Below are 25,986 nucleotides of genomic sequence, written 5' to 3' on the forward strand. Positions count from 1 at the left end.
CGATGTACCACTCCAGGTAATAGTCAGCTGCAATCACGTACAACGATTCGAGCAGCGCGTACATCGGCAGTTGCGTACCGCTAGCGGACCTCGGTGATCTCCGGTCCGCGCTGGAGCTGGCCCATGCCACCGGAGAACTTCGAGCCCTCCTGCTCGTCCTGCTGGACACCCTCGGGCACCATCTGGGCGTCGTTGGGGAGCTTGAGGACGATCGGGTCACGGGGGGCCATCGGGGCGTCCCCGCGGACCACCACGGTGTCCCGGAAGATCGTCTCCAGCAGCCCCGCGGCCTCCGGCTGGACGGCGCCCTGGCCGGAGATGACACCGCGCAGGAACCAGCGGGGGCCGTCGACGCCGATGAAACGCACCAGCTGGACACCGTTGGTGCCGTCCGGGAGCTGTACGGGGACCTGCGCGCGCAGCTCCCAGCCCAGCGGGCCCTCGACCTCGTCGATGATGCCGCCCTGCTGGGTGATGCCAGAGGCGATCTCCTCGCGGACCTCGCCCCAGATGCCCTCCCGCTTGGGGGCGGCGAAGGCCTGGAGCTGGACCGCGCTGTCGCGGAGCACGACGGTGGCGGCGACGATCGCGTCCCCGGCCACCTCCACGCGCAGCTCCATGCCCTCGACCCCGGGCACGAAGATGCCGCCCAGGTCGACCCGGCCCTCGCCGGGCTGGGAGACCTCGGTGCTGTCCCAGGGCCCGTCCGGCCGGGGGGCCGGCGGGAGATTCGTCCGACGGGCGCTCGGCGCGTCCCCGTCGGCGCTCTCGTCGGCGACCTGCTCGGCCTCGCGCACCTCGTCCGCCGCGTCCTCGGCGGAACCACTCTTCTTGCGACGTCCGAACACGTCACTGTCCTTCCCGGTCGGATACGACCGAAGCGTAGCTGTTCCCACCGTGGGTGATCCCGCCCTCGGCGACGTCCACCGACGCGTGGCCGCCGGTGGACCCGAAGCCCCCTTCGGCCCGCGCCGAGCCGGGAAGTTCCGCCACCTCGTGGAAGCGCACCTTCTCGACCTGCTGGACGACCAGTTGGGCAATCCGGTCGAACCGTTCGAACCGCACGCTCTCGCGCGGATCGAGGTTGACCACGATCACCTTGATCTCCCCACGGTACCCGGCATCCACCGTCCCTGGGGCATTCACGAGGGCCACTCCGCAGCGGGCCGCGAGGCCCGAGCGGGGGTGCACGAAGGCGGCGTACCCGTCGGGGAGGGCGATGGAAACCCCGGTGGGCAGGACGGCGCGCTCGCCCGGGGCGAGTTCGACGGCCTCGGTGGTCACCAGGTCGGCCCCGGCGTCCCCCGGGTGTCCGTACGCCGGAATCGGCACGTCCGGGTCGAGCAGGCGGATCAGTACGTCGACGGGGCTGCGCATCAGGGGTTCACCTCGAAGGCTCGGGCACGCTTGACCTGGTCCGGGTCGGCCATGGCCGCCTGGATCTCGGCGGGCCGCCCGTTGTCGATGAAGTGGTCCACCTTCACCTCGATGAACAGCGCGTCGGCCCGGACCGCGACGGGGCCCTCGGGGCCGCCGATCCGGCCGGTGGCCGTGGAGTAGATCTTGCGGCCGTGCACGGCGGTGATGCGGGCGTCGAGGTGCAGCACGGTGTCCACCGGGACGGGCCGCATGAAGTCGGTCTCCAGCCGTCCGGTCACCGCGATCGTGCGCAGCAGCCAGTTCAGCGAGCCGAGGGTCTCGTCCAGCGCGGTGGCGAGGACGCCGCCGTGGGCGAGGCCCGGGGCGCCCTGATGGGCCGCCTTGACGGTGAACTCGGCGGTCACGCTCACGCCCTCGCCGGCCCGCGCCATCAGGTGCAGGCCGTGCGGCTGTCCGCCGCCGCAGCCGAAGCAGTGCTCGTAGTGCGCGCCGAGGAGCTCCCCGGGGGCGGGGGCGTCCGGGTGCCGGACCGGGGCGACGGCGTCGGCCGGGGGTGTCAGAGCTGCTGATGTTCCACTCACAGGCGCAGACCTTACCCGCGCGGCAGTACGCCGGTCGCGCCGTGCCAAGCTTGGTTCCATGCAGCCTTCCGCACCGCCCTTCGACGAACGTCTCACCGCGCCCCGTTCCTGGTGGTTCATCGCCTTCGGGGTCGGTGTCGCCTGTGCGCTGATGCTTCTGCCGCTCGGCACCCTGCCGCTGCTCGCCGGGCTGGTCGGCGGTACGGCGGCCGCCGCGGCGGCGGTGAGCAGTTACGGCTCCGTACGGATCCGGGTGGTGGCCGGGGCGCTGGTGGCGGGTGACGCCCGCATTCCGCTCTCCGCGCTCGGGGAGCCCGAGGTGCTGGACGCCGAGGAGGCGCGCGCCTGGCGGACGCACAAGGCGGACGCGCGGGCGTTCATGCTGCTGCGCAGCTATGTGGGGACGGCGGTGCGGGTGGAGATCACGGATCCGCAGGACCCCACTCCGTACGTCTTCCTCTCCACCCGGGACCCGAAGGGCCTGGCGGCGGCGCTGACGGCCGTTCCCGCGGCCTGAGGGCCGGGCGTCGGGGCCGCTCAGCCGCCCTCGATCCCCTTGGGCAGCACGACCGGCACGGCGGGCCGCTCCAGCGGGGGCAGCTCGGCGAGCCGGTCCCAGGGGATCTGCTGCTTGCGCAGGTCCCTCCTGATGCGGTCGGCGAGCTTGCGGGTGTCGCGGCGGTTCATCGTGGCGCCGACGGCGGCGCCGATCATGAACGGGATCAGGTTGGGCAGATTGCGGGCCATGCGCTTGGTGATCTGCTGGCGCAGCTCTCGCTTCAGCTGGCCGCCCATGGCCGCGTTGAGTGTGGTGGGGCGCGTGATGTCGATGCCGCGCTCCTCCGTCCACGACGTCAGGTACGCGGTGGAGCGCTGGGCGAGATTGCCCGGCGGGCGCAGGCCGTAGACCTCGTAGAGCTCGGCGACGAGCTTCATCTCGATCGCGGCGACGCCGCTGACCTCGGCCGTCAGCTCGGCGAGCATGGCGGGGGGTACGGGCATCATGGCGGCCGCTCCGATGCCCGCGCCGACGGTGGCACTGGCCCGGCTCGCGCCTGCCACGAGCTTGTCGGCGAGCTCCTCGGGCTCCAGGCCCGGGAACTGCTTGCGCAGGGTGGCGAGATCGCGCACCGGGACGCGGGGAGCGGTGTCGATGATCCGGTCGGCCAACTGGCCGACCAGGGCGCGGGCGCCCTCCCCGCCCTTGCGCACCCCCCGTTTCACCGCTTGCAGACGGCCTGCCCCGGTCGTGGGCTCCGCCTGGTCCGTCTCCGTGCTCCGGTCCATCTCCCTGCTCCGGTCCGTCTCCGCGCCCCGGTCCGGCGGGGCTGCCGCCCCCGCCCCTTCGAGCGAGGCCGAACGGCCCCGCTCGTCGTCGGGCGTACCGGAGGGGTCCGGCAGGGCGGCGGACCGCTCGGCAGACGGGCTGACGCCTGCTGCCGGGCCTGTGCCGCCCCCGTTCACCTCCGGTCCGTGCCGGCGCCAGGGGCGCCGCTTGCGGAACGGTGTGTCGCCTGCCACGGCCGACCCGGCCTCAGTCGCAGTCGCGGCAGATGGGCTGACCGTTCTTCTCGCGGGCCAGCTGGCTGCGATGGTGCACCAGGAAGCAGCTCATGCAGGTGAACTCGTCGGCCTGCTTGGGCAGGACCCGGACGGCCAGCTCCTCGTTGGAGAGGTCCGCGCCGGGCAGCTCGAGGCCTTCGGCCGCGTCGAACTCGTCGACGTCGACGGCGGATGCCGTCTTGTCGCTCCGACGAGCCTTGAGCTCTTCGAGGCTGTCCTGGTCCACGTCGTCGTCGGTCTTGCGTGGGGTGTCGTAATCCGTTGCCATGTCGCTCTCCCCCTCTTGGGTGTCTGCGGGTGTCTCAGCGCACGTAACGCGTGAGAGGCCGGACTTGTGCCCGACCTGAGGCGGAGATTTTGCCTCACATCAAGGTCTGTTACTCAATCGACACCCAACCGGCCGCCTCGGCGAGGCTCGGCTTGGGTGGCGATGGGGACCGTACACGGTCCCGGCTGCGCGGTTCACAGGCGCCACCCCGTGTACTTCCCGTGATAACACCCTCCGAAAACCCGGACGATTACCGGCTTTACGAACAAGGTGCGATCACGGAGAGTAGATGGCCTCAAAACGGGCTCTGTGATCGATCACACACGACTCACCCGGGAACGGGTCCTGAAAATTCCGCCCAAAGCGAACATGAAGATTCGGTGCGGAGTCACACCGTGCGGCCTCTCAGACCGGCAGGGTGACACGCATCACGAGACCACCGCCTTCGCGGGGCTCCGCGATGATACGGCCTCCGTGGGCCCGCGCGACGGACCGTGCGATCGACAGGCCGAGTCCGACCCCCTTGTCGCTGCCCGTACGCTCCGTACGCAGCCGCCGGAAGGGCTCGAAGAGGTTGTCGATCTCGTACGCCGGCACCACGGGGCCGGTGTTCGAGACGACCAGCAGGGCCTGGCCGGGCTGCAGGGAGGTGGTGACCTCCACCCAGCCGTCCTCGGCCACGTTGTAGCGCACGGCGTTCTGTACGAGGTTCAGCGCGATCCGCTCCAGCAGGACCCCGTTGCCCTGGACGACGGCGGCGGACCGCTCACCGCGGATCTCGACCTTCCTCGCCACGGCCTCGGCCCGCGCCTGGTCGATGGCGCGGTCGGCGACCTCGGCGAGGTCGACCGGTTTGCGCTCGACGATCTGGTTGTCGCTGCGGGCCAGCAGCAGCAGCCCCTCGACCAGTTGCTCACTGCGTTCGTTGGTGGCCAGCAGCGTCTTTCCGAGCTGCTGGAGCTCGGGCGGGGCCTCCGGGTCGGAGAGATGGACCTCCAGCAGCGTGCGGTTGATCGCCAGCGGCGTACGCAGCTCGTGCGAGGCGTTGCCGACGAACCGCTGCTGCGCGGTGAACGCCCGCTCCAGCCGGTCCAGCATGTCGTCGAAGGTGTCCGCGAGCTCCTTGAGCTCGTCGTCCGGACCGTCCAGCTCGATCCGCCGGGTGAGGTCGGTGCCCGCCACCCTGCGCGCGGTCCGGGTGATCCGGCCCAGCGGGGACAGGACGCGTCCGGCCATGGCGTAGCCGAAGGCGAAGGCGATGACGCTGAGGCCGACCAGGGCCAGCAGCGAACGGTTCAGCAGCGCCTCCAGCGCCTGCTTGCGCTGGTCGTTGACGCAGGCGTTCATCGCCGCGTTGAAGGCCTCCGGGGAGGGGGTCGTCGGGAGATCGCAGATGTCGCTGGCGACCCTCCCGTTCACGATCTCGAAGGGCAGCTTGCTGCCCACCTCCAGCGCCTGGGCGGCCAGCATGTAGATGATCGAGAGCAGCAGGATGCCCGCGATCAGGAACATGCCGCCGTACAGGAGCGTGAGCCGTATCCGGATGGTGGGGCGCAGCCACGGGTAGGGGGGGTCCTGCTGCTTGGGCTCCCAGGTGGGCTTCGGGGGCGCCGTGGGGGGCGGCGGGGTGGCGGCCATGGTCCTCAGATCCGGTATCCGGAGCCCGGCACGGTGACGATGACGGGCGGTTCGCCGAGCTTGCGGCGGAGCGTCATGACCGTGACCCGCACCACGTTGGTGAAGGGGTCGGTGTTCTCGTCCCAGGCCTTCTCCAGGAGCTGCTCCGCCGAGACGACGGCGCCCTCGCTGCGCATCAGGACCTCCAGCACCGCGAACTCCTTCGGGGCGAGCTGGATCTCCACCCCGTCCCGGAAGACCTCGCGGCGGTTCGGGTCGAGCTTGATGCCGGCCCGCTCCAGGACCGGCGGCAGGGCCACCGTCGTACGGCGGCCCAGCGCGCGGACCCGGGCGGTGAGCTCGCTGAAGGCGAAGGGCTTGGGGAGGTAGTCGTCGGCGCCCAGCTCCAGGCCCTCGACCCGGTCGCTGACGTCACCGGAGGCGGTGAGCATGAGCACCCGGGTGGGCATGCCGAGCTCGACGATCCTGCGGCAGACGTCGTCCCCGTGCACCACCGGAAGGTCCCGGTCCAGCACGACGACGTCGTAGTCGTTGACCCCGATGCGCTCCAGGGCCGCGGCACCGTCGTAGACGACGTCGACGGCCATGGCCTCCCGGCGCAGTCCGGTGGCCACCGCATCGGCGAGCAGCTGCTCGTCCTCGACGACGAGTACGCGCACAGCGCAGTCCTTCCTTCGGTCCTTCTACGGGTTCACACAGCGAACGGCCCCCAGGGGAGGCCGACTGTGTGCGTCCATCCTGCCCGCAACGCGTATAAACCGGCGGTAAGACGGCGCTGGGCCGACCGGGCCCGGGGGAAGGGGGCGGAATTACCGGTCAGTTGAGGTTTCTCCGGGAGCGCGTGTGGGGATGAGGGGTTCACACCCGCGATCACGCCCGGCACGTGGCATGCCACGACCCCGCTCCGTTCCCCGGAGAAGCGGCGCGATCACCCGCCCCTCCGGCTCCCCTGCCGGAGGAATCCCGGGCACACCCCCGTGCCACCGACCCACGATGAGGGGGCGCATCATGGACGCTTTCACCGCAGGTCTCCTGCAACGCATCAAGACCACCGAGTCCGACCTCACGCGGGCTCGCGAGGACGGCGACGACTTCCTGGCGGATGTCGAGCAGGGCGAGCTGGACGACCTGCACCGCCTCGCGGCCGAGCACGGCGTGGAAATCGGCGCCACAAGCGTCTGAGCCGTACGCCGGAGGGCCCCGGACGTCGTCACGGCGTCCCGGGGCCCTTCGCTGTGCCCTGCGGCCCTCACGCCCCTCACCAGGGCCTCGGCCGGGCGGCGCGTCAGTCGTGCCAGGCGCCCAGCTCGTCGAGGGCGGCCTGGAGCGGTTCGAAGACCCCGGGGGTGGCGGCCACCGTCAGGTCGCCGTCGGCCGGCCGTCCGGGGCGGCCGCCGGTCAGCGCGCCCGCCTCCCGGGCGATGAGGTCGCCCGCGGCCAGGTCCCAGGGGTGCAGTCCGCGCTCGTAGTAGCCGTCCAGCCGCCCCGCCGCCACATCGCAGAGGTCGACGGCGGCCGAGCCGCCGCGCCGGATGTCCCGGAGCCGCGGGATCAGCTGCTGGGCGACGTCCGCCTGGTGGGCGCGGACGTGGCCGACGTAGTTGAAGCCGGTCGAGACGAGGGCCTGGTCCAGCGGCGGGGCGGGGCGGCAGCGCAGCGCGTCGCCGTTCGCATACGCACCGCCGCCCAGGACCGCCTGGTACGTCTCCCGGCGCATCGGGGCCTCGACGACGCCCACGACCCGCTCGCCGTCCCGCTCGGCGGCGATGGAGACGGCCCAGGTCGGCAGGCCGTAGAGGTAGTTCACGGTGCCGTCGAGCGGGTCGATGACCCAGCGGATGCCGGTGCTGCCCGGGGAGCTGGCCCCCTCCTCGCCGAGGAAGCCGTCGTCGGGGCGGAAGTCGCTGAGGTAGCCGGTGATCAGCTTCTCGGCGGCGATGTCCATCTCGGTGACCACGTCGATGGGGCTGGACTTGGTGGCGGCCACCCCCAGGTCGGCGGGGCGGCCGTCGCGCAGCAGGGCTCCGGCGCGGCGTGCGGCCTCCAGGGCGAGGTCGAGCAGTTCGGTCAGGGCGGGGTCGGTCACGGTGCTCCCAGGGGGCTCGACGGGGACGAGGGCGCGGCAGGACTGCTCAGGCGTACGGGGCTGCTCAGGCGTACGGGCTGTCGGCGCCGGCCGCGGCCGGCTTAGGGGCCCTGGCCGGGCAGCAGCCGACCGGGCAGAGGTCGTGGGACGGCCCGAGGGAGCCGAGCGCGCAGGGCCGCACGGAATGCCCCCGCTCGCTCGCGGCGCGCTCCAGGAGCAGGTCCCGTACGGCGGCGGCGAAGCGCGGGTCGTCGCCCACCGTCGCGGACCGGCGGACCGGCAGACCGAGCTCGGCGGCCTTCGCGGTGGCCTCGGTGTCCAGGTCGTACAGGACCTCCATGTGGTCGGAGACGAAGCCGATGGGCGCCATCACGACCGCGGGCACGTCCTCGCCGTGCAGCGTCTCCAGGTGGTCGCAGATGTCGGGCTCCAGCCACGGGATGTGCGGGGCGCCGCTGCGGGACTGGTAGACGAGCTGCCAGGGGTGGTCGACGCCGGTCTCCTCGCGCACCGCCGCCGCGATCAGGCGGGCCACGTCCAGGTGCTCCGCCACGTACGCCCCGCCCTCGCCGTGCGCCTCGACGGGCCCGGAGGTGTCGGCGGCGGAGGTGGGGATGGAGTGGGTGGTGAAGGCGAGGTGGGCGCCGGCGCGGACGTCCTCGGGGAGATCGGCGAGGGAGGCGAGCACGCCGTCCGCCATGGGCTTCACGAAGCCGGGGTGGTTGAAGTAGTGGCGCAGCTTGTCCACGCGCGGCACCTCCAGGCCCTCCGCCTCCAGCGCGGCCAGCGCCTCGGCGAGGTTCTCGCGGTACTGGCGGCAGCCCGAGTACGAGGCGTAGGCGCTGGTGGCGAGGACGGCGATCCGGCGGTGCCCGTCGGCGGTCATCTCGCGCAGGGTGTCGGTCAGGTACGGCGCCCAGTTGCGGTTGCCCCAGTAGACCGGGAGGTCCAGGCCGTGGCCGGCGAAGTCCTTGCGCAGGGCGTCGAGCAGCGCGCGGTTCTGCGCGTTGATCGGGCTGACCCCGCCGAACAGGAAGTAGTGCTGCCCGACCTCCTTGAGCCGTTCCTCGGGGATGCCCCGGCCGCGGGTCACGTTCGCCAGGAACGGGACCACGTCGTCCGGGCCCTCGGGGCCGCCGAAGGAGAGCAGGAGCAGGGCGTCGTAGGGAGCGGGATCGCGCAGATCGGACATGACACCGATCCTGCCACCCGCCACCGACAGCCCGGCAACCGACATCCGACGCCCCGTCGGCAAGAGCGGAATCCGGAGGTCACGCGCCTGCTTCACGCCCCCGGGGTGCTCCGAGATCCGGTGTCCGGCCCGTCGGCCCGGCCGTAAGCTGTATCAGCCACGTACACGCATGACAGGCACGACCGGAGTACCCCTTGCCCAGCCCCTACCGCGCCATCTTCGCCGCCCCTGGTTCCAAGGGATTCTCCGCCGCCGGGTTCTTCGGGCGGATGCCGCTGTCCATGATGGGCATCGGGGTCGTGACCATGGTCTCCCAGCTCACCGGCCGGTACGGGCTGGCCGGGGCGCTCACCGCGACGCTGGCCATGGCGGCCGCGGTCTTCGGTCCGCAGGTCTCGCGCCTGGTCGACCGGTACGGGCAGCGGCGGGTGCTGCGCCCCGTCACGCTGGTCGCGGTGGCGGCGGTGGCCGGGCTGCTGGTCTGTGCCCAGCAGGGGGCGCCGGACTGGACGCTGTTCGTCTTCGCGGCGGGCGCGGGCTGTGTGCCGAGCGTGGGGTCGATGGTCCGGGCCCGCTGGGCGGCGATCTACCGGGGTTCCAGCCGTGAGCTGCACACGGCGTACTCCTGGGAGTCGATCGTCGACGAGGTGTGCTTCATCTTCGGCCCGATCATCTCGATCGGCCTCTCCACCGCCTGGTTCCCGGAGGCCGGTCCGCTGGTCGCCGCCGCCTTCCTGCTGGTCGGGGTCTTCTGGCTGACCGCTCAGCGCGCCACCGAGCCGATCCCGCACCCCAGGTCCCAGCACACCGGCGGCTCGGCGCTGCGCTCGCCGGGCCTCCAGGTCCTGGTGCTGACCTTCGTGGCGACGGGCGCGATCTTCGGGGCCGTCGACGTGGTGACGGTGGCGTTCGCCGAGGAGAGCGGCCGCAAGGCGGCGGCCTCCCTCGTCCTGGCCGTCTACGCGCTCGGTTCCTGCCTGGCGGGGGCCGTCTTCGGGCTGCTGCACCTGAAGGGGAAGCCCGCGACCAGGTGGCTGGTGGGTGTCTGCGCGATGGCCGTGAGTATGATCCCCCTCCAACTGGCCGGGAACCTTCCGTTGCTGGCCGTGGCGCTCTTTGTCGCGGGTCTCGCCGTCGCACCGACGATGGTCACCACCATGGCCCTCGTCGAAGCGCACGTACCGCGCACCAAGCTCACCGAGGGCATGACCTGGACGAGTACCGGGCTCGCCGTCGGAGTGGCGCTCGGCTCCTCGGCCGCCGGCTGGGTGGTCGACGCCGCCGGGGCGAAGGCGGGGTACGCGGTGCCCGCCGTGGCGGGAGCGCTCGCGGCGGCGGTGGCGTTCCTGGGGTATCACCGGCTGGCGAAGCCGGTTCCTACGGGAGGGCGCGGGGAAGATGACCGACACCTACGCACGGACGACGACGAGCGCGTGGCGTAACTGGGCGGGTACCGTCACCGCCCGGCCGGTACGGACCGAGTCCCCCGCCTCCGTCGACGAGCTCGTCGACGTACTGCGCCGGGCGAGCGCGGACGGCCTCAAGGCCAAGCCGGTCGGCACCGGCCACTCCTTCACGGCCGTCGCCTCCACCGACGGCGTCCTGATACGCCCGGACCTGCTCACCGGCATCCGGGACATCGACCGCAAGGCGATGACCGTCACCGTGGCGGCGGGCACCCCGCTCAAGCGCCTCAACACCGCGCTCGCCCGCGAGGGGCTCTCGCTCACGAACATGGGCGACGTCATGGAGCAGACGGTCGCCGGGGCGACCTCCACCGGAACGCACGGCACCGGCCGTGACTCGGCGTCGATATCCGCCCAGATCCGCGCCCTGGAGCTGGTCACCGCCGACGGCACGGTGCTGGTCTGCTCGGAGCAGGAGAACCCGGAGGTGTTCGCCGCCGCCCGGGTCGGGCTCGGCGCTCTCGGGGTGGTCACCGCGGTCACCCTCGCCGTGGAGCCGGTCTTCCTGCTGACCGCCCGTGAGGAGCCGATGGCGTTCGACCGGGTCACCGCGGAGTTCGACCAGCTGGTCGCCGAGAACGAGCACTTCGAGTTCTACTGGTTCCCGCACACCGGCAACTGCAGCACCAAGCGCAACAACCGCAGCGCCGGCCCGGCCTCCCCGCCCGGAAGGGTGAGCAGCTGGATCGATGACGAGCTGCTCTCCAATGGGGTCTTCCGGGCGATCTGTTCGGTCGGACGGGCCGTCCCGGCGACGATCCCCCCGCTGGCCGAGGTCTCCAGCCGGGCCTTCTCCCCCCGGACCTACACCGACATCCCCTACAAGGTGTTCACCAGCCCGCGCCGGGTGCGTTTCGTGGAGATGGAGTACGCCGTTCCACGCGAGCGGGCGATGGCGGCCCTGCGGGAGCTGAAGGCGATGATCGAGCGCTCACCGCTGAAGATCAGCTTCCCGGTGGAGATACGCACCGCGCCCGCCGACGACATGATGCTGTCGACGGCGTCGGGCCGCGACAGCGCGTACATCGCCGTCCACCTCTACAAGGGCACGCCCCACCGCTCGTACTTCACCGCGGTCGAACGGATCATGACCGCGCACTCCGGCCGGCCGCACTGGGGCAAGATCCACACCCGGGACGCGGCCTACCTGGCGGAGGTCTACCCGCGCTTCGGCGAGTTCACGGCCGTACGCGACCGGCTCGACCCGGACCGGCTGTTCGGCAACGACTATCTGCGGCGCGTCCTCGGCGAGTGAGCCGCCCCCGGGACGCCGTCGGCCCCCTCGAAGCTTCGGCTGAGGCTTCGAGGGGGCCGAGGTGTCCGTCGCGTTCCGCCGGTACGCCGTCACTCGCCGGTGCCGTCGGCGGGCGGGGGCTGCTCGCCCTGGCCGGCGGCGCCGCCGGCACCCGGGCCGGTCGTCGGGTCGGGCGCGCCGGTCCCGCCGTCGCCGGGGGCCGACGGGGTCGGTGCCGGGGCGGGCGTGGTCTGCCCGTCGCCGGAGCCGGGGACGGAAGGCGTCGGCGTGGGGGCGGTGCCGGGGTTCTCGCCGCCCGTTCCCGTACCGGGGCCGGGGTCGGTGGTGGGGCCGTCGCCCGGGTCGGTGGCGGGGGCCGAACCGCTGCCGTCACTCTCGCCGTTGCCGCTGCCGTTGCCGGGGGTCTGCTCCCCGTCCTCTCCCCCGTCCTGTCCGGTCTCTCCGGAGGGCGTGGGACCGGCCGGGCCCGGGTCGCGGTCGCCGCCGCCGCGTACGACGGAGCTGAGGGTGGTTCCCTCGCCGCCGCTGAGATCGTTGCCCGAGACCATCTCGAAGGCGGTGATCCCGGCCATGGAGACGGTGAAGACCGCGGCGGCCGCGAGTGCGGGGCGCTTCCAGCCGCGCAGCCGGGTGCCCTGGGTGACACCTTCGGTGAACGTCTCGTCGGTGGAGGCTCCGGTGGCGAACGCGTCGCCGGTGGACGCCGGACCGGCTGCGGCCTGCGGCAGCACCTGCGTAGAGTCCCCGGCCTGCTGCGGCAACGCCTGCGTACGGTCCCCGGCCTGCTGCGGCAGCACCTGCGTACGGTCCGGGTCGGACCCGGCGCCCGCGACCGGGCCGGGCTGGGCCCGCAGCATCCGGGTGCGTGCGTCGCCCAGGTCCAGCAGCTGGGTCCGGTCGGTGTCGGCGGGCTTCGGCAGCCGTGTGCTCCCCGCGTCCGGGACCACCTCCGGGACCGTGCCCGGGTCGACGGTGGGCAGCACCGTGGTGGCGTCGTCCGCCGGCTCCGGGTCCGTGCGCCGTGCGGCGCCTCTGCGGCCCGCGGGCGTCGTCTCCTTGGTGTGCACCGTCACCTGGCGGCCCTCCGGGTGGGTCACCTGGACCGTCACCTCACGGATCTGCTCACCCGTACGGCGGAAGAAGTGCTGGAAGACGGAGCCCCCGCAGGTGGCGACGACGCTCATCACTCCGGCCCCGGCGATGGTGCCGTACACCCCCAGCTGCGAAGCCGCCACGGCTGCCGCGACCGCTGCCACCGCGCTCCCGGCGACCTGCGGCAGACTCAGATCGATGCGCCTTTCCTTGGGTTCTGTGTCGCTTTCCGGCTTCTGAACCATTACCAGCCCCTGCTTGACATCTCTCCCACCATGCAACAGGAAGGGACAAATGAGCGAAGTGGATAGTTCCGTTTCCGGTGATTGTGTGAAGCACGACACGCATCAGGGGAAGGTGACGGAGATATGGGTATCCCACCTCCTGCGCCTCCCGAGAAGTTCGGCGGCGCGCCGGTCCACCCCGGTGGCCCGAATGGAGTACCGTACGAGCCCTGGGGCGGACTCCCACGTCGGGTATCCGCAGCTACGAGAGGGGGCCGGCGGCTCCACTCGGACCGGCGGCGCCAAGGCATCGCACGGATGCTTGCTGCACAGAGCGGTCAAATCGGCCACTTTGGGACGCAGGAGGCAACCGTGTCATGGCGGCGTTCCAGGGCGAGCGCCCGACACGCCGGGCAACTTGGCAAGGTTGTGGCAGGCTGCACCCGGGCAGGTCACACTCGACTAGCGGAAGCAGCGACGCACGTGACGTCGGCAGGCACCACCCGGGAGGTCCCCATGCCCGAACTGCGTGTCGTGGCCGTCTCCAACGACGGCACACGACTGGTGCTCAAGGCTGCGGACAGCACGGAATACACGCTTCCGATCGATGAGCGGCTGCGCGCCGCCGTGCGCAACGACCGCGCCCGGCTCGGCCAGATCGAGATCGAGGTGGAGAGCCATCTCCGCCCCCGCGACATCCAGGCCCGTATAAGGGCCGGCGCCTCCGCGGAGGAGGTCGCCCAGTTCGCCGGGATTCCGGTCGACCGTGTGCGCCGCTTCGAGGGCCCCGTGCTCGCGGAGCGCGCCTTCATGGCGGAGCGGGCCCGGAAGACCGCCGTGCGCCGTCCCGGCGAGAACACCGGCCCCCAGCTCGGCGAGGCGGTGCAGGAGCGGCTGCTGCTGCGCGGCGCCGACAAGGAGACCGTCCAGTGGGACTCCTGGCGCCGCGACGACGGCACCTGGGAGGTCCTGCTCGTCTACCGGGTCGCGGGCGAACCGCACTCGGCGAGCTGGACGTACGACGCGCCCAGGCGGCTGGTCCAGGCCGTCGACGACGAGGCGCGCTCGCTGATCGGTGAGAGCGACGGCGCGGCCCCCGAGCCGAGCTTCCCGTTCGTGCCCCGGATCGCCCGGCTGCCGCGCGACCGGCCGCTGGACCGCGCTCTGGACCGGCAGATCGAGCGGCCCGCGCCCTCCTCGGAGCCGGAGGAGTACGTGAGCAGCGCCTCGGCCGGTGAGCGCGACTCGCTGACCAGCCTGCTGGAGGCGGTGCCGAGCTTCCGCGGTGACATGGTCGTCCCGGAGCGGCCCACGCAGCCCGAGCCGCCCGCGCTCGAACCCGCCGTCGAGGAGGAGGCCGAGGCGGACGAGCCGCCCGCGGCCGCCGCATCGGCCGGTGCCGGGTCGGCCTACGCGGATGTGCTGATGCCCAGGGCGGTGGCCGGTCACCGCGACCGGCTGACCGGGACGACGGACCGTCAGGCCGAGGCGGACGGGGTCCGGCCGGGACGCCGGGCCGCCGTGCCGAGCTGGGACGAGATCGTCTTCGGCACCCGTCGCAAGAAGCAGGACTGACCGGGAGTGCCGGTCAGCAGAGGCGGGGCCCGTACGCGGTGGCGTACGGGCCCCTCTCCGTCGCGGCGCTTACCGGGCCGGCCCCTCCTGCGGCTCGGGGCCGGTGGCGACCGGGCGGGCGGGGTCGGCGGACCACTCGGACCAGGAGCCGGGGTAGAGCGCGGAGCGGATTCCGGCGATCTCCAGGGCGAGCACCTCGTGGGCGCCGGAGACCCCCGATCCGCAGTAGACCCCGACGGCCTCGCCGCTCTTCCCCGCCCCCAGCCCGGCGAACCGCTCGGCGAGCTCTTCGGCCGGAAGGTAGCGCCCGTCCTCGGTGACGTTCGCCGTGGTCGGCGCGGAGACGGCCCCGGGGATGTGGCCGCCGACGCGGTCGATCGGCTCGACGTCGCCCCGGTAGCGCTCGGCCGCCCGCGCGTCCAGGAGCAGCCCCGAGCCGGCGAGGGCGGCGGCCGCGTCCGCGTCCAGTGTGGGCAGGGCGCCGGGGACCGGCCGGAAATCGCCCTCGGCGGGGTGCGGGATCTCGGTGGAGAGGTCGCCGGTCCACGCGGCGAGGCCGCCGTCCAGAACCCGTACGTCGGGGTGCCCCGTCCAGCGCAGCAGCCACCAGGCGCGCGCGGCGGCCCAGCCCTGCCCGCCGTCGTACACCACGACCGGGGTGTCCTGGCCGACCCCGGCGCGGCGCATCACGGCACCGAAGGCCTCCGGGTCCGGGAGGGGGTGGCGGCCTCCGCTGCCCGCCGGTCCGGCCAGTTCCGTGTCGAGGTCGACGAAGACGGCGCCGGGCAGATGGCCGGCCTCGTAGGCGGGGCGGCCGTGCGGACCGCCCAGCTGCCAGCGGACGTCCAGGAGTACCGGAGGACGCTCTCCCGCCGACTCGCTCGCGTATTCGGATGCGGTGATGATGGGCTTCATGGGTGCCATCCTCGCGCAGAGGCCGTGGCGCCCGTACCCGTACATGGATGGAGATACCCCTACGAAGAGGCCTTCCCCCGACGAGAACCTGGAGAACGCGGCGCGGCCGGAGCCGTGGCGGCGCCGGGTGATGCGAGCATCTGGACGGGGTGTGCGGCCCGCGTCCTGACCCGGGACGCCGTATCCGCCCCGTTCCCCTGTACGGCCACCACAACGGTCCGAGGAGAGACAAGACGATGACCGAGGCTGCTGCCCGGCGCACGCCCGGAACACCTTGCTGGGTGAGTCTGATCGTGCACGGCCTGACCGCGACCCAGGAGTTCTACGGGGCTCTGTTCGGCTGGGAGTTCCGGCCCGGACCTGACCAGCTGGGCCCCTACGTCCGCGGTCTGCTCGACGGGAAGGAGGTCGCGGGCATCGGCCAGCTGCCGCCCGACCGGCACCTCCCGATCGCCTGGACCACCTATCTGGCGACGGACGACGCGGACCTGACGGCCGAGGCGATCCGTTCCTGCGGCGGCACGGTCGCGGTCGGCCCGCTGGACGCGGGCGAGGCGGGGCGGCTCGTCATCGCCTCGGACCCCGGCGGTGCGGTCTTCGGAGCCTGGCAGGGTTCGGAGCACATCGGCACCATGACGGCGGGCGTCCCCGGCACCCCCGTCTGGAACGAGCTGGTGACCCGGGAGACCTCGATGGTCGCGAAGTTCTACCAGACGGTCTTCGGCTACGAGACCGAGGCGGCCGTCTCCGCCGACCTCGACCACCGGACGCTGCACCTGGAGGGCCGCCCGGTGGCCGCCCTGCACGGGGTCGGCCAGTCGCTGCCGCGCGACCGGGGCCCGCACTGGATGACGTACTTCGAGGTCGCCGACGTGGACGGGTCCGCCGCCCGGGTGGTGGAGCTGGGCGGGCACGTCCTCCGGCCGCCGCACGAGGGGGCGAGCGGCCGGCTGGCGACGGTGGCCGATCCCGAGGGCGCGGTCTTCACCGTCGTACGGACCTTGGGAGGCTGAGGGCTCCGCCCCACGGCAACACCCGCCCCGTACACCCCGCTTCGGGCCTCGGCGGTGCCGCGTCCGTCGCACGCGCCGCGTCGGCACCGCGCACCGCCGACGGCTCCCCCGCCGACGCGGCACCGCCCGTACACTTTGGTTCCGAACGACCGGACGGACCGACAGGCCCGCCCGGTTCCGCACAGGGAACCCAGGGAGCACGCGTGCCCGGCCGGCGATCCATCACCGAAGCGGAGAGGCTTGCGGCCCTCAAGCTCGGCGGCCTGCCCGTCCGGCGGGAGCAGATGGCGGCCGTGGCCAACATCCACCGGGCCGCCTCCACCGTGCGGCACCACCTGGAGAACTCCGTCCTGCGCGGCTCGGACCTGACCTGGACCGCGTTCGTCGTGCTGTGGGTGGTCTGGGTCGGGGGCGAGTCGGAGACCCGGCACGTCGCGGAGGAGGCGGGCATCTCGAAGGGGACGCTGACCGGCGTCTCCCGCACCCTGGAGTCGCGCGGACTGCTTCGCCGCACCGGTCACCCCACCGACGGCCGGCTCGTGCTGCTGCGCCTCACCGAGGAGGGTGAGGCGTTCATGCGGCGGGTGTTCCCCGACTTCAACGCGGAGGAGGCGTTCGTGACCTCCCAGTTGAGCGACGAGGAGTGCCGCGACCTCGCGGACGGGCTGCGGCGTGTGGTCCTCCAGGTGGAGCAGCACGGCGAGGAGCGCCGCAGGTCCCTGCTGAACGGGGCGGAGCCCGCGCCCCGGCGCAGCGGCCGGCGCTCCAAAGGCTGAGCGGCCGAGGCGCGGGCCGTTCAGCCGGTCCCGCGCGCGGCGCGGACCAGGGCGTCGAACAGGCCCTGCTGGGCCGGGTCCTGTGCGGCCGTGTCCTCGGGGTGCCACTGCACGGCGAGCAGCCATCCGCCGGCGCCGGGCGCCTCCACCGCCTCGATCGTGCCGTCGGCGGCGTGGGCGGTGGCGGCCAGCCCCCGGCCGAGCCGGTCGATGTGCTGGTGGTGGTAGCAGGAGGCCTCGATCTTGTCGGTCCCGGCGACGGCCGCCACGGCGGACCCGGCGGTGAGGCGCACCGGGTGCGTGAGGTGCCGGTGCTCCCGGCCCGGCCCTCCCATGTCCTGGTGGAGGGTGCCGCCCCGGGCGGTGTTGACCACTTGCAGACCTCGGCAGACCGCCAGCAGCGGCAGGCCCAGCACCGGTGCCTGGCGGGCGACTTCGAGGTCGAACGCGTCCTGTTCGTCGTCCACGTCGTAGACGGCCTCATGGCTCTCCTCGGCCCCGTAGCGGTGGGGTGCGAGGTCGCCGCCGCCGGGGAGCAGGACGCCGTCGAAGCGGGCGAGGCGGGCGGCGGTCCCCGGCGGGTCGCCGAGGCCGCCGGGGGCGTACGGGTGGATCGTGGCGGGTTCGCCGCCCGCCCGCCAGACCGCTTCGACCAGGGCCCGCGCGTTGACCTCGGCCGCGTAGCGCAGCGCGGAGGTGGTGGCGGAGAAGCGGGCCGGGATGGCGATGAGGGGGCGTGCGGAGCGGCTCACAGCTGGATCCAGGTGGTCTTGAGTTCGGTGTACTTCTCCAGGGCGTGGGCGGACTTGTCCCGTCCGTTGCCCGACTGCTTCATGCCGCCGAAGGGGACCGTGAGGTCGCCCTCCTCGTAGCAGTTGACCCAGACCGTGCCGGCTCTCAGGGCGCGGGAGACCTGGTGGGCGGTGGACAGGTCGGAGGTCCACAGGCCGGCGGCGAGGCCGTAGTCGGTGGCGTTGGCGAGGGCCACCGCCTCGTCGAGGTCGTCGAAGGTGAGGACGGACAGGACGGGTCCGAAGACCTCCTCGCGGGCGAGTGCGGAGCCCGGGGCGACCCGGTCGAAGACGGTGGGGCTCAGGTACGTTCCCCCGGTCCCGGCCAGGACGGGCTCTCCCCCGGTCCGCAGCCGCGCGCCGTCCTCGACGGCGGTACGGATGTGTCCGAGCACCCGGTCGAGATGGTCCCGGCCGGCCAGCGCGCCCATCTCGGACGCCGGGTCGAGCGGATCGCCGACGCGCAGGGCGCGGGCCCTTGCGAGGACCGCCTCGGTGACGCGTTCGGCGATGGAGGAGTGCACGAGCAGCCGGGAGGGCGCTGTGCACATCTCGCCCTGGTTGAAGAAGATGCCCCAGGCGGCGGTGGCGGCGGCCTTCTCCAGGTCGGGGGCGTCGGGGAGGATGATGTTGGGGGATTTGCCGCCCAGTTCGAGCCAGACGCGCTTGAGGTTGGAGTCGGCGGCGTAGCGCAGGTAGTGGCGGCCCACGGCGGTGGAGCCGGTGAAGGCGAGGACGTCGACGCCGGGGTGGAGGCCCAGGGCCCGTCCGGCGGTCGGCCCGTCGCCGTTGACGACGTTGAGGACGCCGGGCGGCAGTCCGGCCTCGGTGGCGATCTCGGCGAGGAGCAGGGCGGACAGGGGCGATTTCTCGGAGGGCTTGAGGACGACCGTGCAGCCGGCGGCGAGCGCGGGGGCGACCTTCCAGCCCGCGAGCGTGAGGGGGAAGTTCCAGGGCACGACGGCGCCCACCACGCCCGCCGGTTCGCGGGTGACCAGGGCGAGGGCGTCGGGTGCGGTGTGCGGGGACTCGTCGGTGAGCTTGTCGGCCAGCTGCCCGTACCAGCGGAAGGTGCCGATCAGGGCGCGCAGTTCGATGTCGTGGGCGTCGGTGACCGGTTTGCCCATCTCCAGGCTCACGGTGAGGGCGAGGTCCGCCCGCCGCTCCTCCAGCAGCTCCGCGACGCGCAGCAGTATCCGGCCGCGCTCGGCGGGCGCGAGCCGTGGCCAGGGTCCGCTGTCGAAGGCGCGGCGGGCCGCCGCGACGGCCAGGTCCACCTCCGCCGCTCCGCCGTCGGCCACGTCGGCCAGCGGTCTGCCGTCCCTCGGCGACACGACGGTGAACGTGCCGCCTCCCTCGTGTGCGCGGCCGTCGATGACGTGCGGGCCGGGGAGCCGGAGCGTTCCGGCCCGGCGGACCCATTCCTCGCGGGTGGTGTTCACCGTGCGTCCTTCTCTCTCGTACGGGGTGGGGGCGGCGTCCGGCCGCCCACCGGCGGATGTGTGTGCCGGGGCACGCCGAAGCCCGGCGTGGCGCGTACGAGAAGGCCCCTGGCGGCGGCTCAGCTGTCGGCCGAGCCCTCCGCGTCCTCCGCCAGCCTCTCCAGCAGCACCCGGAGCTCCGCCAGCGCCTCTTCGGTCGCCTCCCGCTCGCCGAAGACGAGCTGGTGCAGCACCAGCCCCTCCAGCGCCGCGAAGACCAGCCGGGACAGGCCCCGCTCGACCGGCCGGTCGAGGATGCGGGAGAGGTCGCGCCGCGCGGTGTCGAAGTACGCGTCGTACAGGGCGCGCAGGCGGGGCATCAGCTCCGGCCTGCGCCGGGCCTCCAGGAGCAGTTCGTACTGGAACGTCTGAAGGTCCGGGCCGGTCTCGACCATGCTCCCCAGGCCGAGGGCGAAGTCCTGCGCCCGCTGCGCGCCGGTGTCCAGGGTGTTGACGTCGAGCGAGGACCGGAAGGCGTGGTCCACGGCCTCCTCGATGAGGGCGTCGCGGGAGCCGAAGTGGTGGACGACGAGCCCGTGGGTGACTCCGGCCTCCTCGGCGACGGCCCGGTAGGTCAGCTTGCGCAGACCGCCCCGGGCCACCACCCGGACGGCGGCGTCGAGCAGGGCGCCCCGACCCGACCCGTAGTTCGTCACGCGCTTGCGGGTGCCGCGCGCGCCGGCGGGCTCGACGTGGTCGGTCATGGCGCCGAGCCTACCGGCGGGGCTCCCGTCAGCGCCGGGGAGCCCTTTGGCCACGGAACTCCCAGTCGCCGCCGAGCGCGGTGGACAGCACCTCCTCGGACTCGGTGGGCTGGGCGCCGACGTCGGTGCGGATGGCGGCGGGGCCGGTGACGATGTGGTTGACGAGCCGGCCGAGCCCCTCGACCTCCACCTCGACGACGTCGCCCGGCCGGACCGGCCGGGAGTTGGCCGGGGTGCCGGACAGCAGGACGTCACCGGGGTACAGCGTGATGGTGCGGGCGATGTCGGCGACGAGGTAGTGCATGTCCCAGGTCATCTCGTCGGTGGAGCCGTCCTGGACGACCTCCCCGTTGACGTAGGTCCGCAGCCGCTTGCCGTGGAAGTCCCAGTCGGTGACCAGGCCGGGGCCCAGCGGGCACAGGGTGTCGGAGCCCTTGACGCGGAGCATGGACCCGGCGTCGGTGTCGCGGAAGTCGTGCAGGCCGTAGTCGTTGGCCACGGTGTAGCCGGCGATGTACTCCCCCGCCCGCTCCGGGGGGACGTTGCGGGCGGTTCTCCCGATGACGATGGCGACCTCCCCCTCGTAGTTGAGCCACTGGCAGCCCTCGGGGCGGACGATCGCGCCGCCGTGGCCGTTCAGCGCCGAGGTCGGCTTGTGGAAGTACGTGGGGGTGTCCGGCAGGCCGATCCGGAACTCGTCGACCCGGCTGCGGTGGTTGAGGTGGACCGCGATCACCTTGGACGGCACGACGGGCGGCAGGTGGTGGGCGTCCTCGATCCTGACGCGGCGGCCGTCGCCGGCGACCAGTTCGTCGCCGTCGCGGACGGTCTCCACGGTCGCGCCGTCGAGGAGGACGCGGCGGTACTCGGGCATGGTGAGGCCTTTCTAGGCGCGGCTGGGCGGGGCGGTCGGGGCGGGGTGGCCGGGGCCGGTCCAGCCGTCGTCGGGGCGGTCGAACCAGAGCAGGACCTGACCGGTGCCGACGGAGTTCTCGTACTCTCCGTACTGGCGGCCCTTCGCGGTGCACGCCTGCTCGCCGAGGGCTCCGGCCATCATCAGGTAGTGGGCGAACTTCGCCTCCGGCTTGAACGTCGCGAACTCGTCCATGGTGTCGAGGACCTTGTCGTGGCGGCCCTCCTTGAACCAGGCGATGCGCTCCTCGTCGGCCGCCCGCGCCTCGGGGGTGAAGATGTGGACCGGGTCGCCGGCCTCGTGGTCACGCAGTTGGCGCAGCGGCCAGAAGGTGTGCGACAGGGCTCCGGAGGCGATCAGCAGGACGCGGCGGCCCGGGGTGGCGGCGATGCCGTCGGCCAGGGCCCGGCCCAGGCGCAGATGATCCTCCGTGTCGCCGGTCTGGCAGACGCCGATGGAGACCCAGCGCTTGTCGGGCAGGCCTTCGCCGAGGTACTTCCACAGGTTGGTGGTGGCGTAGTACACCGGCAGGTAGGCGTCGTCGATCGGGGTGATCCAGGTGCCGTGCCGGTCGGCGAACGAGGCGATGTTGCGGGCGAGTTCGGGGTCGCCGGGGTAGTCGTAGGGCATGCGGCACATGCCGCGCGGCAGCTCCTCGGAGGTGAACAGGCCGGCCCTGCGGGACTGGGCGGTGACGACGAACTCGACGGTGGTCGCCCAGTGGGAGTCCAGGACGACCACGGTGTCGTAGTCGTCGCGCTCGAACACCTCCCGGCGCAGCTGCCGCAGACCGGTGACGAGGGTGATCTCCTTGCCCTCGTTGAGCTCCAGCCGGGTCTTCTCGGGGAGCACGATGGTGGGGACGTGGGCGAGCAGGCCCGCCCCGGTGATCTCACCCATGGTCCTGCCATCCCTTCGGAGCGGTGACGGTGTTCTTGAGGTCGCAGTAGAAGTCGAAGCTCCAGGTGCCGCCCTCCCGGCCGACGCCCGAGTGGCGTGATCCGCCGAACGGCGCCCGCAGGTCGCGGACGAAGAAGCAGTTGACCCAGACCGTGCCCGCGACCAGCCGTGCGGTGACCCGTTCGGCGCGGCCGGGGTCGCCGGTGGCGACGGTGGCGGCCAGGCCGAAGCGGGTGTCGTTGGCCAGAGCCACCGCCTCGTCCTCGTCGGTGAACGTCTGGAGGGTCAGGACGGGGCCGAAGACCTCCTCCTGGACGATCTCGGAGTCCTGCCGCACATCGGTGAGCAGGGTCGGCGCGTAGTGCTGCCCCTCGCCCCGGTGGCCGCCGACGACCGCGCGGGCGCCGGCCGCGAGCGCCCGCCGCACGAAGCCGTCGATCTTCTCCAGCTGGCGGGGGTGGATGTTGGGTCCGATGTCGGTGGCCTCGTCACGCGGGTCGCCCTGCCGGAGCCGGGACGCCCGGTCGGCGAACCGCCGGGTGAACTCCTCGGCGACGCTCTCCTCCACGAGGATGCGGGTGGCCGCCAGGCACACCTGGCCGGCGTTGTCGTACTGCTCGACGGCGAGGTCCGCGGCGAGGTCCAGGTCGGCGTCGGCGAAGACCAGCAGCGGGGACTTGCCGCCGAGTTCGAGACTGAGCGGGGTGAGGTTCGCGGCGGCCGACGCCGCGATGTGCCGGGCCGTCGGCACCGATCCGGTGAAGCTGATGCGGCGCACGTCCGGGTGGGCGGTGAGGGCGTCGCCGATCTCGGAGCCGTACCCCTGCACGACGTTGAGGACCCCGGCGGGCAGTCCGGCCTCGGCGGCGATGTCGGCGAGGAGCGAGGCGGTCAGCGGGGACCACTCCGCGGGCTTGAGGATCACCGTGTTGCCGGCGGCCAGCGCCGGGGCGACCTTCCAGGTGGCCAGCATCAGCGGCGCGTTCCACGGGGTGATCAGGACGGACGGGCCGGCCGGGTCCCAGCTGACGTGGTTGGTGTGGCCGGGGCCGGAGGCCGAGCCGCTCCGGTGGGTCGTGAAGTCCTCGTGGTCCAGCTCCAGCAGCCGGTCGGCGAAGAAGCGGAAGTTGTGGGCGACGCGGGGCATGACACCGCGTCGGTGGGAGCGCAGGAGGGCTCCGTTGTCCATGGTCTCGACGACGGCCAGCTCCTCGGTGCGCCGGTCGACCCCGTCGGCGATGGCGCGCAGGACGCGGGCGCGTTCGGTTCGGGGGGTGGCGGCCCAGCCGGGGAAGGCGGCCTTGGCGGCGGCGACGGCGGCGGCGGCCTCCATGGCGGTGCCCCGGGAGATCTCCCCGAGGACGCCGCCGTCGATGGGCGAGCGGTCGGTGAAGGTGTCGGTGGAGGCGACGCGTTCGCCGCCGATGAAGTGCCGGGTGTCGACGGCGACGCCGGCGACGGTGGTCAGGTCTTCGCTCATGTCCGGTCTCCAAGCCTGGTCTGGGGGGTCATGCGGCGCCGGACGTGCCGGACTCGAGCAGCCGGCCGCCGTCCCACACCACGCCGACCTGCCGGTAGTAGGCGGCGATCGGCTCGCGGATCTCCAGCCGGGCCAGCTCCTCGGTGGGGGCCTCGAACAGCTCCAGCTCGGCGTCGCCGACCCAGGGCTGCCCGCCCTCGAAGGAGGCCGCGCCGGCCTCGACCAGTTCGTCCAGGGCCAGGCCCCCGTTCTTCTCGATGGAGGGCAGCCAGCGGTGGTGGGCCATGGGGTGGCCGTTGACGAAGCCGTTCGTCTCGGACGGCTCGCGCAGGGTGACGACGGCCTGGGCCAGGCGCCGGTCGGCGGCGGCGAGGGTGGCGCCGAAGCGGGCGCCGGCCTCGATGCGCGGGGCGGGCCCGTAGGGGTGGGGGCGGGTCTGGTGGATGGAGCCGAGCTTCTTCGGGTAACCCTGGTGCAGCCCGCGGGCGATCGCGAAGTCCTTGTCGACCCAGATGTGGACGCAGCGGCTGTAGGTGCGGCCCTGGTACCGGCAGCGGACGACCGCGAACGCCTCCTTGTACTGGGCGAGCACCGGGTCGAGCAGCTCCCGCCCACCGGTGGAGCAGGACTGCCAGTCGGCCCAGACCAGCGCCACCGCACCGGGGTCCTCGTCGGCGAGTTCCAGTGGCTCGGGCAGCAGTTCCCGTACGCGTGCGGGGTCGGTGCGGTACTCCACGGTGAGCAGGTCGCCGGAGTAGCGCCAGGGCGGCGAGGGGATCAGCGACGAGGCACCGGTCGCCGTCTTGGGGTGGAAGTATCCACGGACACTGGTCACTTCGGGTTCCTTACTCGGGGGGAGCGGGCTGTTCGAGCGGTCCGGCGCGCTGGCGGGCGGTGTGCTCGGCGGTGTCCGTGGGCACGGACCGGTGCTCGGCGCCGCGTCGTGCGTCCGTCCTCGTGGCGGACGGCGGGGAAGTGTGCGGCGGCGCTCACGCCGGCCCCTTCTCACCTGTTCGTCCGTGAGAGGCGCCGGCGGTGGGCGGGACGGCCGGGGGCGCCGGTCAGGGGGCCGGGCGCCACATCGTTTGACTCCAAACAAGATAGGAAGCCACGGCCCGCCGGTCAACACTTATCCGGATGGATAATTTATTGCGCCGGCCCCTTGCGGAAGCACGGCGATCGTCCCTACCGTTTGGCACCAACAGGCGAGCCGCCTCCCGCGATCCGCGGTCCGAGGCCGCCCTTCCCTCTCTTTCCTCCCTCAGCGCCCTGTGCCCCGAGAGGCGCGCCCCTTCCACCGAGGAGAACCCGGTGAGCGCATCCGACACCCCGGTCAGCCGCCACATGGAGCGGCTGGCCGCCGAAGGCATCGACGTGGTCCGGGTGACCTATCCCGACCTCATCGGCACCGAACGGGCCCGGGACGTCCTGCTCGACCACCTGCCCGGCGTGTGCGACCACGGGCTCGCCTTCTGCCGCGCCGTCTACCACACCAGCCCCCAGGGCGACACCGTCGCCGTCTCCGGCGGCCTCGACGCCGGCCTGCCCGACATCACCGTCACCCCCGATCTCGACACCCTGACCGCCCTGCCGTGGGAGCCCGGGGTCGCCACCTGTCTCGGTGACGTCGTCGACCCGGCCACCGGCCGGCCCGCGCCGGAGTCCCCCCGCGACCTGCTGCGCGCGGTCGTCGACCGGTGCCGCGAACACGGTCTGCGTCCGGTGGTGGGGCCGGAGCTGGAGTACTTCCTGTGCGACGCGGCCCCGGACAGCGCACGGGGCTGGCGCCGCTACAGCGACGCCCAGGGCGTCGTCTACACCGCGGGCCTGCGCGCGGACCCCGACAACCACCTGCTGCGCACCCTGCGGCTGCTGCGCGACCTGGACATCGGCGTCAGCAGCGGCAACCACGAGTACGACGGCTCGCAGTTCGAGATCAACCTGACCCACTCCGACGCCCTGACGGCCGCCGACCGCGCCTTCCGCTTCAAGGCGGCCGTCAAGGAACTGGCCCGCAAGGAGGGCCGCCTCGCCACCTTCATGGCCAAACCCTTCAACGACGCGGGCGGTTCAGGCTTCCACCTGCACCTGTCCTGTCTGGGTGAGGGGGACGACAACGCCTTCGCCGACCCGTCGGCCTCCTACGGCCTCTCCGCCACCGCGCGCCACGCCGTCGCCGGGGTCCTCGCGCACGCGCCCGCGCTCACCGCGCTGGCCAACCCGACGGTCAACTCGTACAAGCGCTTCGGCCCCGACACCCTCGCGCCCTGGCTGATCGACTGGGGCCTGGACAACCGCAGCGCCATGGTCCGGATTCCGCCCGAGCGCGGCTCCGGCTCGCGCTTCGAACTGCGCCTGGGCGACGCCGGCGCCAACCCGTACCTGCTGATCGCCGGTACGCTCGCGGCGGCCCTGCTGGGGGTCCTGGCGGGCGAGGAGCCCCCCGCCCCGCTGGAGGGTTACGGCTACGACGCCGCCAGGTCCGCGGTGCTGCCGATGACCCTGCCCGCCGCCCTGGACGCCCTGGCGGCGGACACGGCCCTGACCGAGGTGCTCGGCAAGGGGTTCACCGCCGCCTACCTCGCGTACAAGCGCGACGAGGTCGCCCGCTTCGACCGGCACGTCACCGACTGGGAGTTCACCGAGTACGGCTACCACCTGTGACACCCCGCCGGCCACGGACCGCGCGGTCG

General features: G+C 72.9%; 26 protein-coding genes. 8 read left to right on the forward strand and 18 right to left on the reverse strand.

Translation table 11 applies throughout. The features are described from left to right. Positions 1-80 precede the first annotated feature (80 nt). The 3 genes from AB0917_RS24130 to AB0917_RS24140 are packed head-to-tail and all read right to left on the reverse strand — an operon-like array spanning position 81 to position 1,961. The gene (locus tag AB0917_RS24130; RefSeq protein WP_366821717.1) at positions 81-848 is read right to left on the reverse strand and encodes a DUF3710 domain-containing protein; all 768 of its coding nucleotides are present in this window, start codon (positions 846-848) and stop codon (positions 81-83) included. A gap of 1 nt (position 849) precedes the next feature. Further along, entirely contained in the window at positions 850-1,377 is a 528-nt protein-coding gene (dut, locus tag AB0917_RS24135; protein ID WP_366821718.1) for a dUTP diphosphatase, read from the reverse strand. Continuing rightward, on the reverse strand, positions 1,377-1,961 hold the full coding sequence (locus tag AB0917_RS24140; RefSeq protein ID WP_366821719.1) for a PaaI family thioesterase: 585 nt from the start codon (positions 1,959-1,961) through the stop codon (positions 1,377-1,379). Before AB0917_RS24140 ends, dut begins: the two co-directional genes overlap by 1 nt. A gap of 58 nt (positions 1,962-2,019) precedes the next feature. Here AB0917_RS24140 and AB0917_RS24145 point away from each other — a divergent pair, with 58 nt between their 5' ends. After that, complete coding sequence (locus AB0917_RS24145) at positions 2,020-2,478, forward strand: DUF3093 domain-containing protein (protein ID WP_366821720.1); 459 nt, start codon at positions 2,020-2,022, stop codon at positions 2,476-2,478. 20 nt (positions 2,479-2,498) lie between these two features. On the opposite strand, the gene AB0917_RS24150 is transcribed toward AB0917_RS24145, so the two are convergent. From AB0917_RS24150 to AB0917_RS24165, 4 genes are all read right to left on the reverse strand, one after another. Beyond that, positions 2,499-3,482, reverse strand: a complete 984-nt coding sequence (locus AB0917_RS24150) for a hypothetical protein (protein ID WP_366821722.1) — start codon at positions 3,480-3,482, stop codon at positions 2,499-2,501. Positions 3,483-3,495: 13 nt separating this feature from the next. Then, the gene (locus tag AB0917_RS24155) at positions 3,496-3,792 is read right to left on the reverse strand and encodes a DUF4193 domain-containing protein (RefSeq protein WP_003965732.1); all 297 of its coding nucleotides are present in this window, start codon (positions 3,790-3,792) and stop codon (positions 3,496-3,498) included. Positions 3,793-4,197: 405 nt separating this feature from the next. Continuing rightward, positions 4,198-5,430: a HAMP domain-containing sensor histidine kinase gene (locus AB0917_RS24160; RefSeq protein ID WP_366821724.1), complete on the reverse strand. Its 1,233-nt coding sequence runs from the start codon at positions 5,428-5,430 to the stop codon at positions 4,198-4,200. Positions 5,431-5,435: 5 nt separating this feature from the next. Next, positions 5,436-6,089, reverse strand: coding sequence for a response regulator transcription factor (locus tag AB0917_RS24165; protein WP_366821725.1), 654 nt, complete (start codon positions 6,087-6,089; stop codon positions 5,436-5,438). A gap of 349 nt (positions 6,090-6,438) precedes the next feature. Between AB0917_RS24165 and AB0917_RS24170 the strand changes: the two genes are divergently transcribed. Then, positions 6,439-6,612: a hypothetical protein gene (locus AB0917_RS24170; protein ID WP_162888441.1), complete on the forward strand. Its 174-nt coding sequence runs from the start codon at positions 6,439-6,441 to the stop codon at positions 6,610-6,612. Between the two features lie 103 nt (positions 6,613-6,715). Here AB0917_RS24170 and AB0917_RS24175 read toward each other — a convergent pair whose 3' ends face one another. After that, the gene (locus AB0917_RS24175) at positions 6,716-7,516 is read right to left on the reverse strand and encodes an inositol monophosphatase family protein (RefSeq protein ID WP_366821726.1); all 801 of its coding nucleotides are present in this window, start codon (positions 7,514-7,516) and stop codon (positions 6,716-6,718) included. A gap of 64 nt (positions 7,517-7,580) precedes the next feature. After that, positions 7,581-8,708, reverse strand: coding sequence for a ferrochelatase (locus tag AB0917_RS24180; RefSeq protein ID WP_366821727.1), 1,128 nt, complete (start codon positions 8,706-8,708; stop codon positions 7,581-7,583). A gap of 194 nt (positions 8,709-8,902) precedes the next feature. Here AB0917_RS24180 and AB0917_RS24185 point away from each other — a divergent pair, with 194 nt between their 5' ends. After that, the gene (locus AB0917_RS24185) at positions 8,903-10,150 is read left to right on the forward strand and encodes an MFS transporter (RefSeq protein ID WP_366821728.1); all 1,248 of its coding nucleotides are present in this window, start codon (positions 8,903-8,905) and stop codon (positions 10,148-10,150) included. Then, positions 10,107-11,429, forward strand: a complete 1,323-nt coding sequence (locus AB0917_RS24190; protein ID WP_366821729.1) for a D-arabinono-1,4-lactone oxidase — start codon at positions 10,107-10,109, stop codon at positions 11,427-11,429. Before AB0917_RS24185 ends, AB0917_RS24190 begins: the two co-directional genes overlap by 44 nt. An 89-nt stretch (positions 11,430-11,518) precedes the next feature. Here the strand turns inward: AB0917_RS24190 and AB0917_RS24195 are convergent, their stop codons facing one another. Further along, the gene (locus AB0917_RS24195) at positions 11,519-12,766 is read right to left on the reverse strand and encodes a hypothetical protein (RefSeq protein WP_366821731.1); all 1,248 of its coding nucleotides are present in this window, start codon (positions 12,764-12,766) and stop codon (positions 11,519-11,521) included. Positions 12,767-13,261: 495 nt separating this feature from the next. On the opposite strand from AB0917_RS24195, the gene sepH reads away from it, so the two are divergent. Further along, complete coding sequence (sepH, locus tag AB0917_RS24200) at positions 13,262-14,320, forward strand: septation protein SepH (RefSeq protein WP_366821733.1); 1,059 nt, start codon at positions 13,262-13,264, stop codon at positions 14,318-14,320. 69 nt (positions 14,321-14,389) lie between these two features. Here the strand turns inward: sepH and AB0917_RS24205 are convergent, their stop codons facing one another. Next, positions 14,390-15,235, reverse strand: coding sequence for a sulfurtransferase (locus AB0917_RS24205; RefSeq protein ID WP_366821734.1), 846 nt, complete (start codon positions 15,233-15,235; stop codon positions 14,390-14,392). A gap of 236 nt (positions 15,236-15,471) precedes the next feature. Here AB0917_RS24205 and AB0917_RS24210 point away from each other — a divergent pair, with 236 nt between their 5' ends. Both AB0917_RS24210 and AB0917_RS24215 read left to right on the forward strand, forming a co-directional pair. Next, positions 15,472-16,248 (forward strand): VOC family protein, encoded by a 777-nt coding sequence (locus AB0917_RS24210; RefSeq protein WP_366821735.1) that lies wholly within the window; start codon positions 15,472-15,474, stop codon positions 16,246-16,248. Between the two features lie 203 nt (positions 16,249-16,451). Beyond that, the gene (locus tag AB0917_RS24215) at positions 16,452-17,024 is read left to right on the forward strand and encodes a MarR family transcriptional regulator (RefSeq protein ID WP_366821736.1); all 573 of its coding nucleotides are present in this window, start codon (positions 16,452-16,454) and stop codon (positions 17,022-17,024) included. A 20-nt stretch (positions 17,025-17,044) separates the two neighbouring features. On the opposite strand, the gene AB0917_RS24220 is transcribed toward AB0917_RS24215, so the two are convergent. From AB0917_RS24220 to AB0917_RS24250, 7 genes are all read right to left on the reverse strand, one after another. After that, entirely contained in the window at positions 17,045-17,776 is a 732-nt protein-coding gene (locus AB0917_RS24220) for a type 1 glutamine amidotransferase (protein ID WP_366821737.1), read from the reverse strand. Continuing rightward, the gene (locus tag AB0917_RS24225) at positions 17,773-19,257 is read right to left on the reverse strand and encodes an aldehyde dehydrogenase (RefSeq protein WP_366821738.1); all 1,485 of its coding nucleotides are present in this window, start codon (positions 19,255-19,257) and stop codon (positions 17,773-17,775) included. The genes AB0917_RS24220 and AB0917_RS24225 overlap by 4 nt, the downstream gene beginning before the upstream one ends. Positions 19,258-19,376: 119 nt before the next feature. Continuing rightward, a complete protein-coding gene (locus AB0917_RS24230) occupies positions 19,377-20,000 on the reverse strand; it encodes a TetR family transcriptional regulator (protein WP_366821739.1) in 624 nt (207 codons plus the stop codon). A gap of 28 nt (positions 20,001-20,028) precedes the next feature. Beyond that, positions 20,029-20,874 carry a fumarylacetoacetate hydrolase family protein gene (locus AB0917_RS24235; RefSeq protein WP_366821740.1) on the reverse strand — a complete coding sequence of 282 codons (846 nt, stop codon included), beginning with the start codon at positions 20,872-20,874 and terminating at the stop codon, positions 20,029-20,031. A gap of 12 nt (positions 20,875-20,886) precedes the next feature. Next, positions 20,887-21,813 carry a 3,4-dihydroxyphenylacetate 2,3-dioxygenase gene (locus AB0917_RS24240; RefSeq protein ID WP_366821741.1) on the reverse strand — a complete coding sequence of 309 codons (927 nt, stop codon included), beginning with the start codon at positions 21,811-21,813 and terminating at the stop codon, positions 20,887-20,889. Then, positions 21,806-23,293 carry an aldehyde dehydrogenase gene (locus AB0917_RS24245; RefSeq protein ID WP_366821742.1) on the reverse strand — a complete coding sequence of 496 codons (1,488 nt, stop codon included), beginning with the start codon at positions 23,291-23,293 and terminating at the stop codon, positions 21,806-21,808. The genes AB0917_RS24240 and AB0917_RS24245 overlap by 8 nt, the downstream gene beginning before the upstream one ends. Before the next feature lie 28 nt (positions 23,294-23,321). Continuing rightward, positions 23,322-24,128, reverse strand: coding sequence for an acetoacetate decarboxylase family protein (locus AB0917_RS24250; RefSeq protein WP_366821743.1), 807 nt, complete (start codon positions 24,126-24,128; stop codon positions 23,322-23,324). A 476-nt stretch (positions 24,129-24,604) separates the two neighbouring features. Here AB0917_RS24250 and AB0917_RS24255 point away from each other — a divergent pair, with 476 nt between their 5' ends. Beyond that, entirely contained in the window at positions 24,605-25,957 is a 1,353-nt protein-coding gene (locus tag AB0917_RS24255; protein WP_366821744.1) for a glutamine synthetase family protein, read from the forward strand. Positions 25,958-25,986 lie beyond the last annotated feature (29 nt).

Source organism: Streptomyces sp. NPDC007346 (assembly GCF_040703535.1).
Classification (GTDB): Bacteria; Actinomycetota; Actinomycetes; order Streptomycetales; family Streptomycetaceae; genus Streptomyces.

What these genes read in the sequence shown, in the direction of transcription:
- dut (WP_366821718.1), bottom strand. Translation starts at nt 1,377, where the DNA reads ATGCGCAGCCCCGTCGACGTACTGATCCGCCTGCTCGACCCGGACGTG.
- AB0917_RS24210 (WP_366821735.1), top strand. Translation starts at nt 15,472, where the DNA reads ATGACCGAGGCTGCTGCCCGGCGCACGCCCGGAACACCTTGCTGGGTG.
- AB0917_RS24155 (WP_003965732.1), bottom strand. Translation starts at nt 3,792, where the DNA reads ATGGCAACGGATTACGACACCCCACGCAAGACCGACGACGACGTGGAC.
- AB0917_RS24240 (WP_366821741.1), bottom strand. Translation starts at nt 21,813, where the DNA reads ATGGGTGAGATCACCGGGGCGGGCCTGCTCGCCCACGTCCCCACCATC.
- AB0917_RS24245 (WP_366821742.1), bottom strand. Translation starts at nt 23,293, where the DNA reads ATGAGCGAAGACCTGACCACCGTCGCCGGCGTCGCCGTCGACACCCGG.
- AB0917_RS24205 (WP_366821734.1), bottom strand. Translation starts at nt 15,235, where the DNA reads ATGAAGCCCATCATCACCGCATCCGAATACGCGAGCGAGTCGGCGGGA.
- AB0917_RS24180 (WP_366821727.1), bottom strand. Translation starts at nt 8,708, where the DNA reads ATGTCCGATCTGCGCGATCCCGCTCCCTACGACGCCCTGCTCCTGCTC.
- AB0917_RS24235 (WP_366821740.1), bottom strand. Translation starts at nt 20,874, where the DNA reads ATGCCCGAGTACCGCCGCGTCCTCCTCGACGGCGCGACCGTGGAGACC.
- AB0917_RS24230 (WP_366821739.1), bottom strand. Translation starts at nt 20,000, where the DNA reads ATGACCGACCACGTCGAGCCCGCCGGCGCGCGCGGCACCCGCAAGCGC.
- AB0917_RS24160 (WP_366821724.1), bottom strand. Translation starts at nt 5,430, where the DNA reads ATGGCCGCCACCCCGCCGCCCCCCACGGCGCCCCCGAAGCCCACCTGG.
- AB0917_RS24145 (WP_366821720.1), top strand. Translation starts at nt 2,020, where the DNA reads ATGCAGCCTTCCGCACCGCCCTTCGACGAACGTCTCACCGCGCCCCGT.
- AB0917_RS24195 (WP_366821731.1), bottom strand. Translation starts at nt 12,766, where the DNA reads ATGGTTCAGAAGCCGGAAAGCGACACAGAACCCAAGGAAAGGCGCATC.
- AB0917_RS24190 (WP_366821729.1), top strand. Translation starts at nt 10,107, where the DNA reads ATGACCGACACCTACGCACGGACGACGACGAGCGCGTGGCGTAACTGG.
- AB0917_RS24170 (WP_162888441.1), top strand. Translation starts at nt 6,439, where the DNA reads ATGGACGCTTTCACCGCAGGTCTCCTGCAACGCATCAAGACCACCGAG.
- sepH (WP_366821733.1), top strand. Translation starts at nt 13,262, where the DNA reads ATGCCCGAACTGCGTGTCGTGGCCGTCTCCAACGACGGCACACGACTG.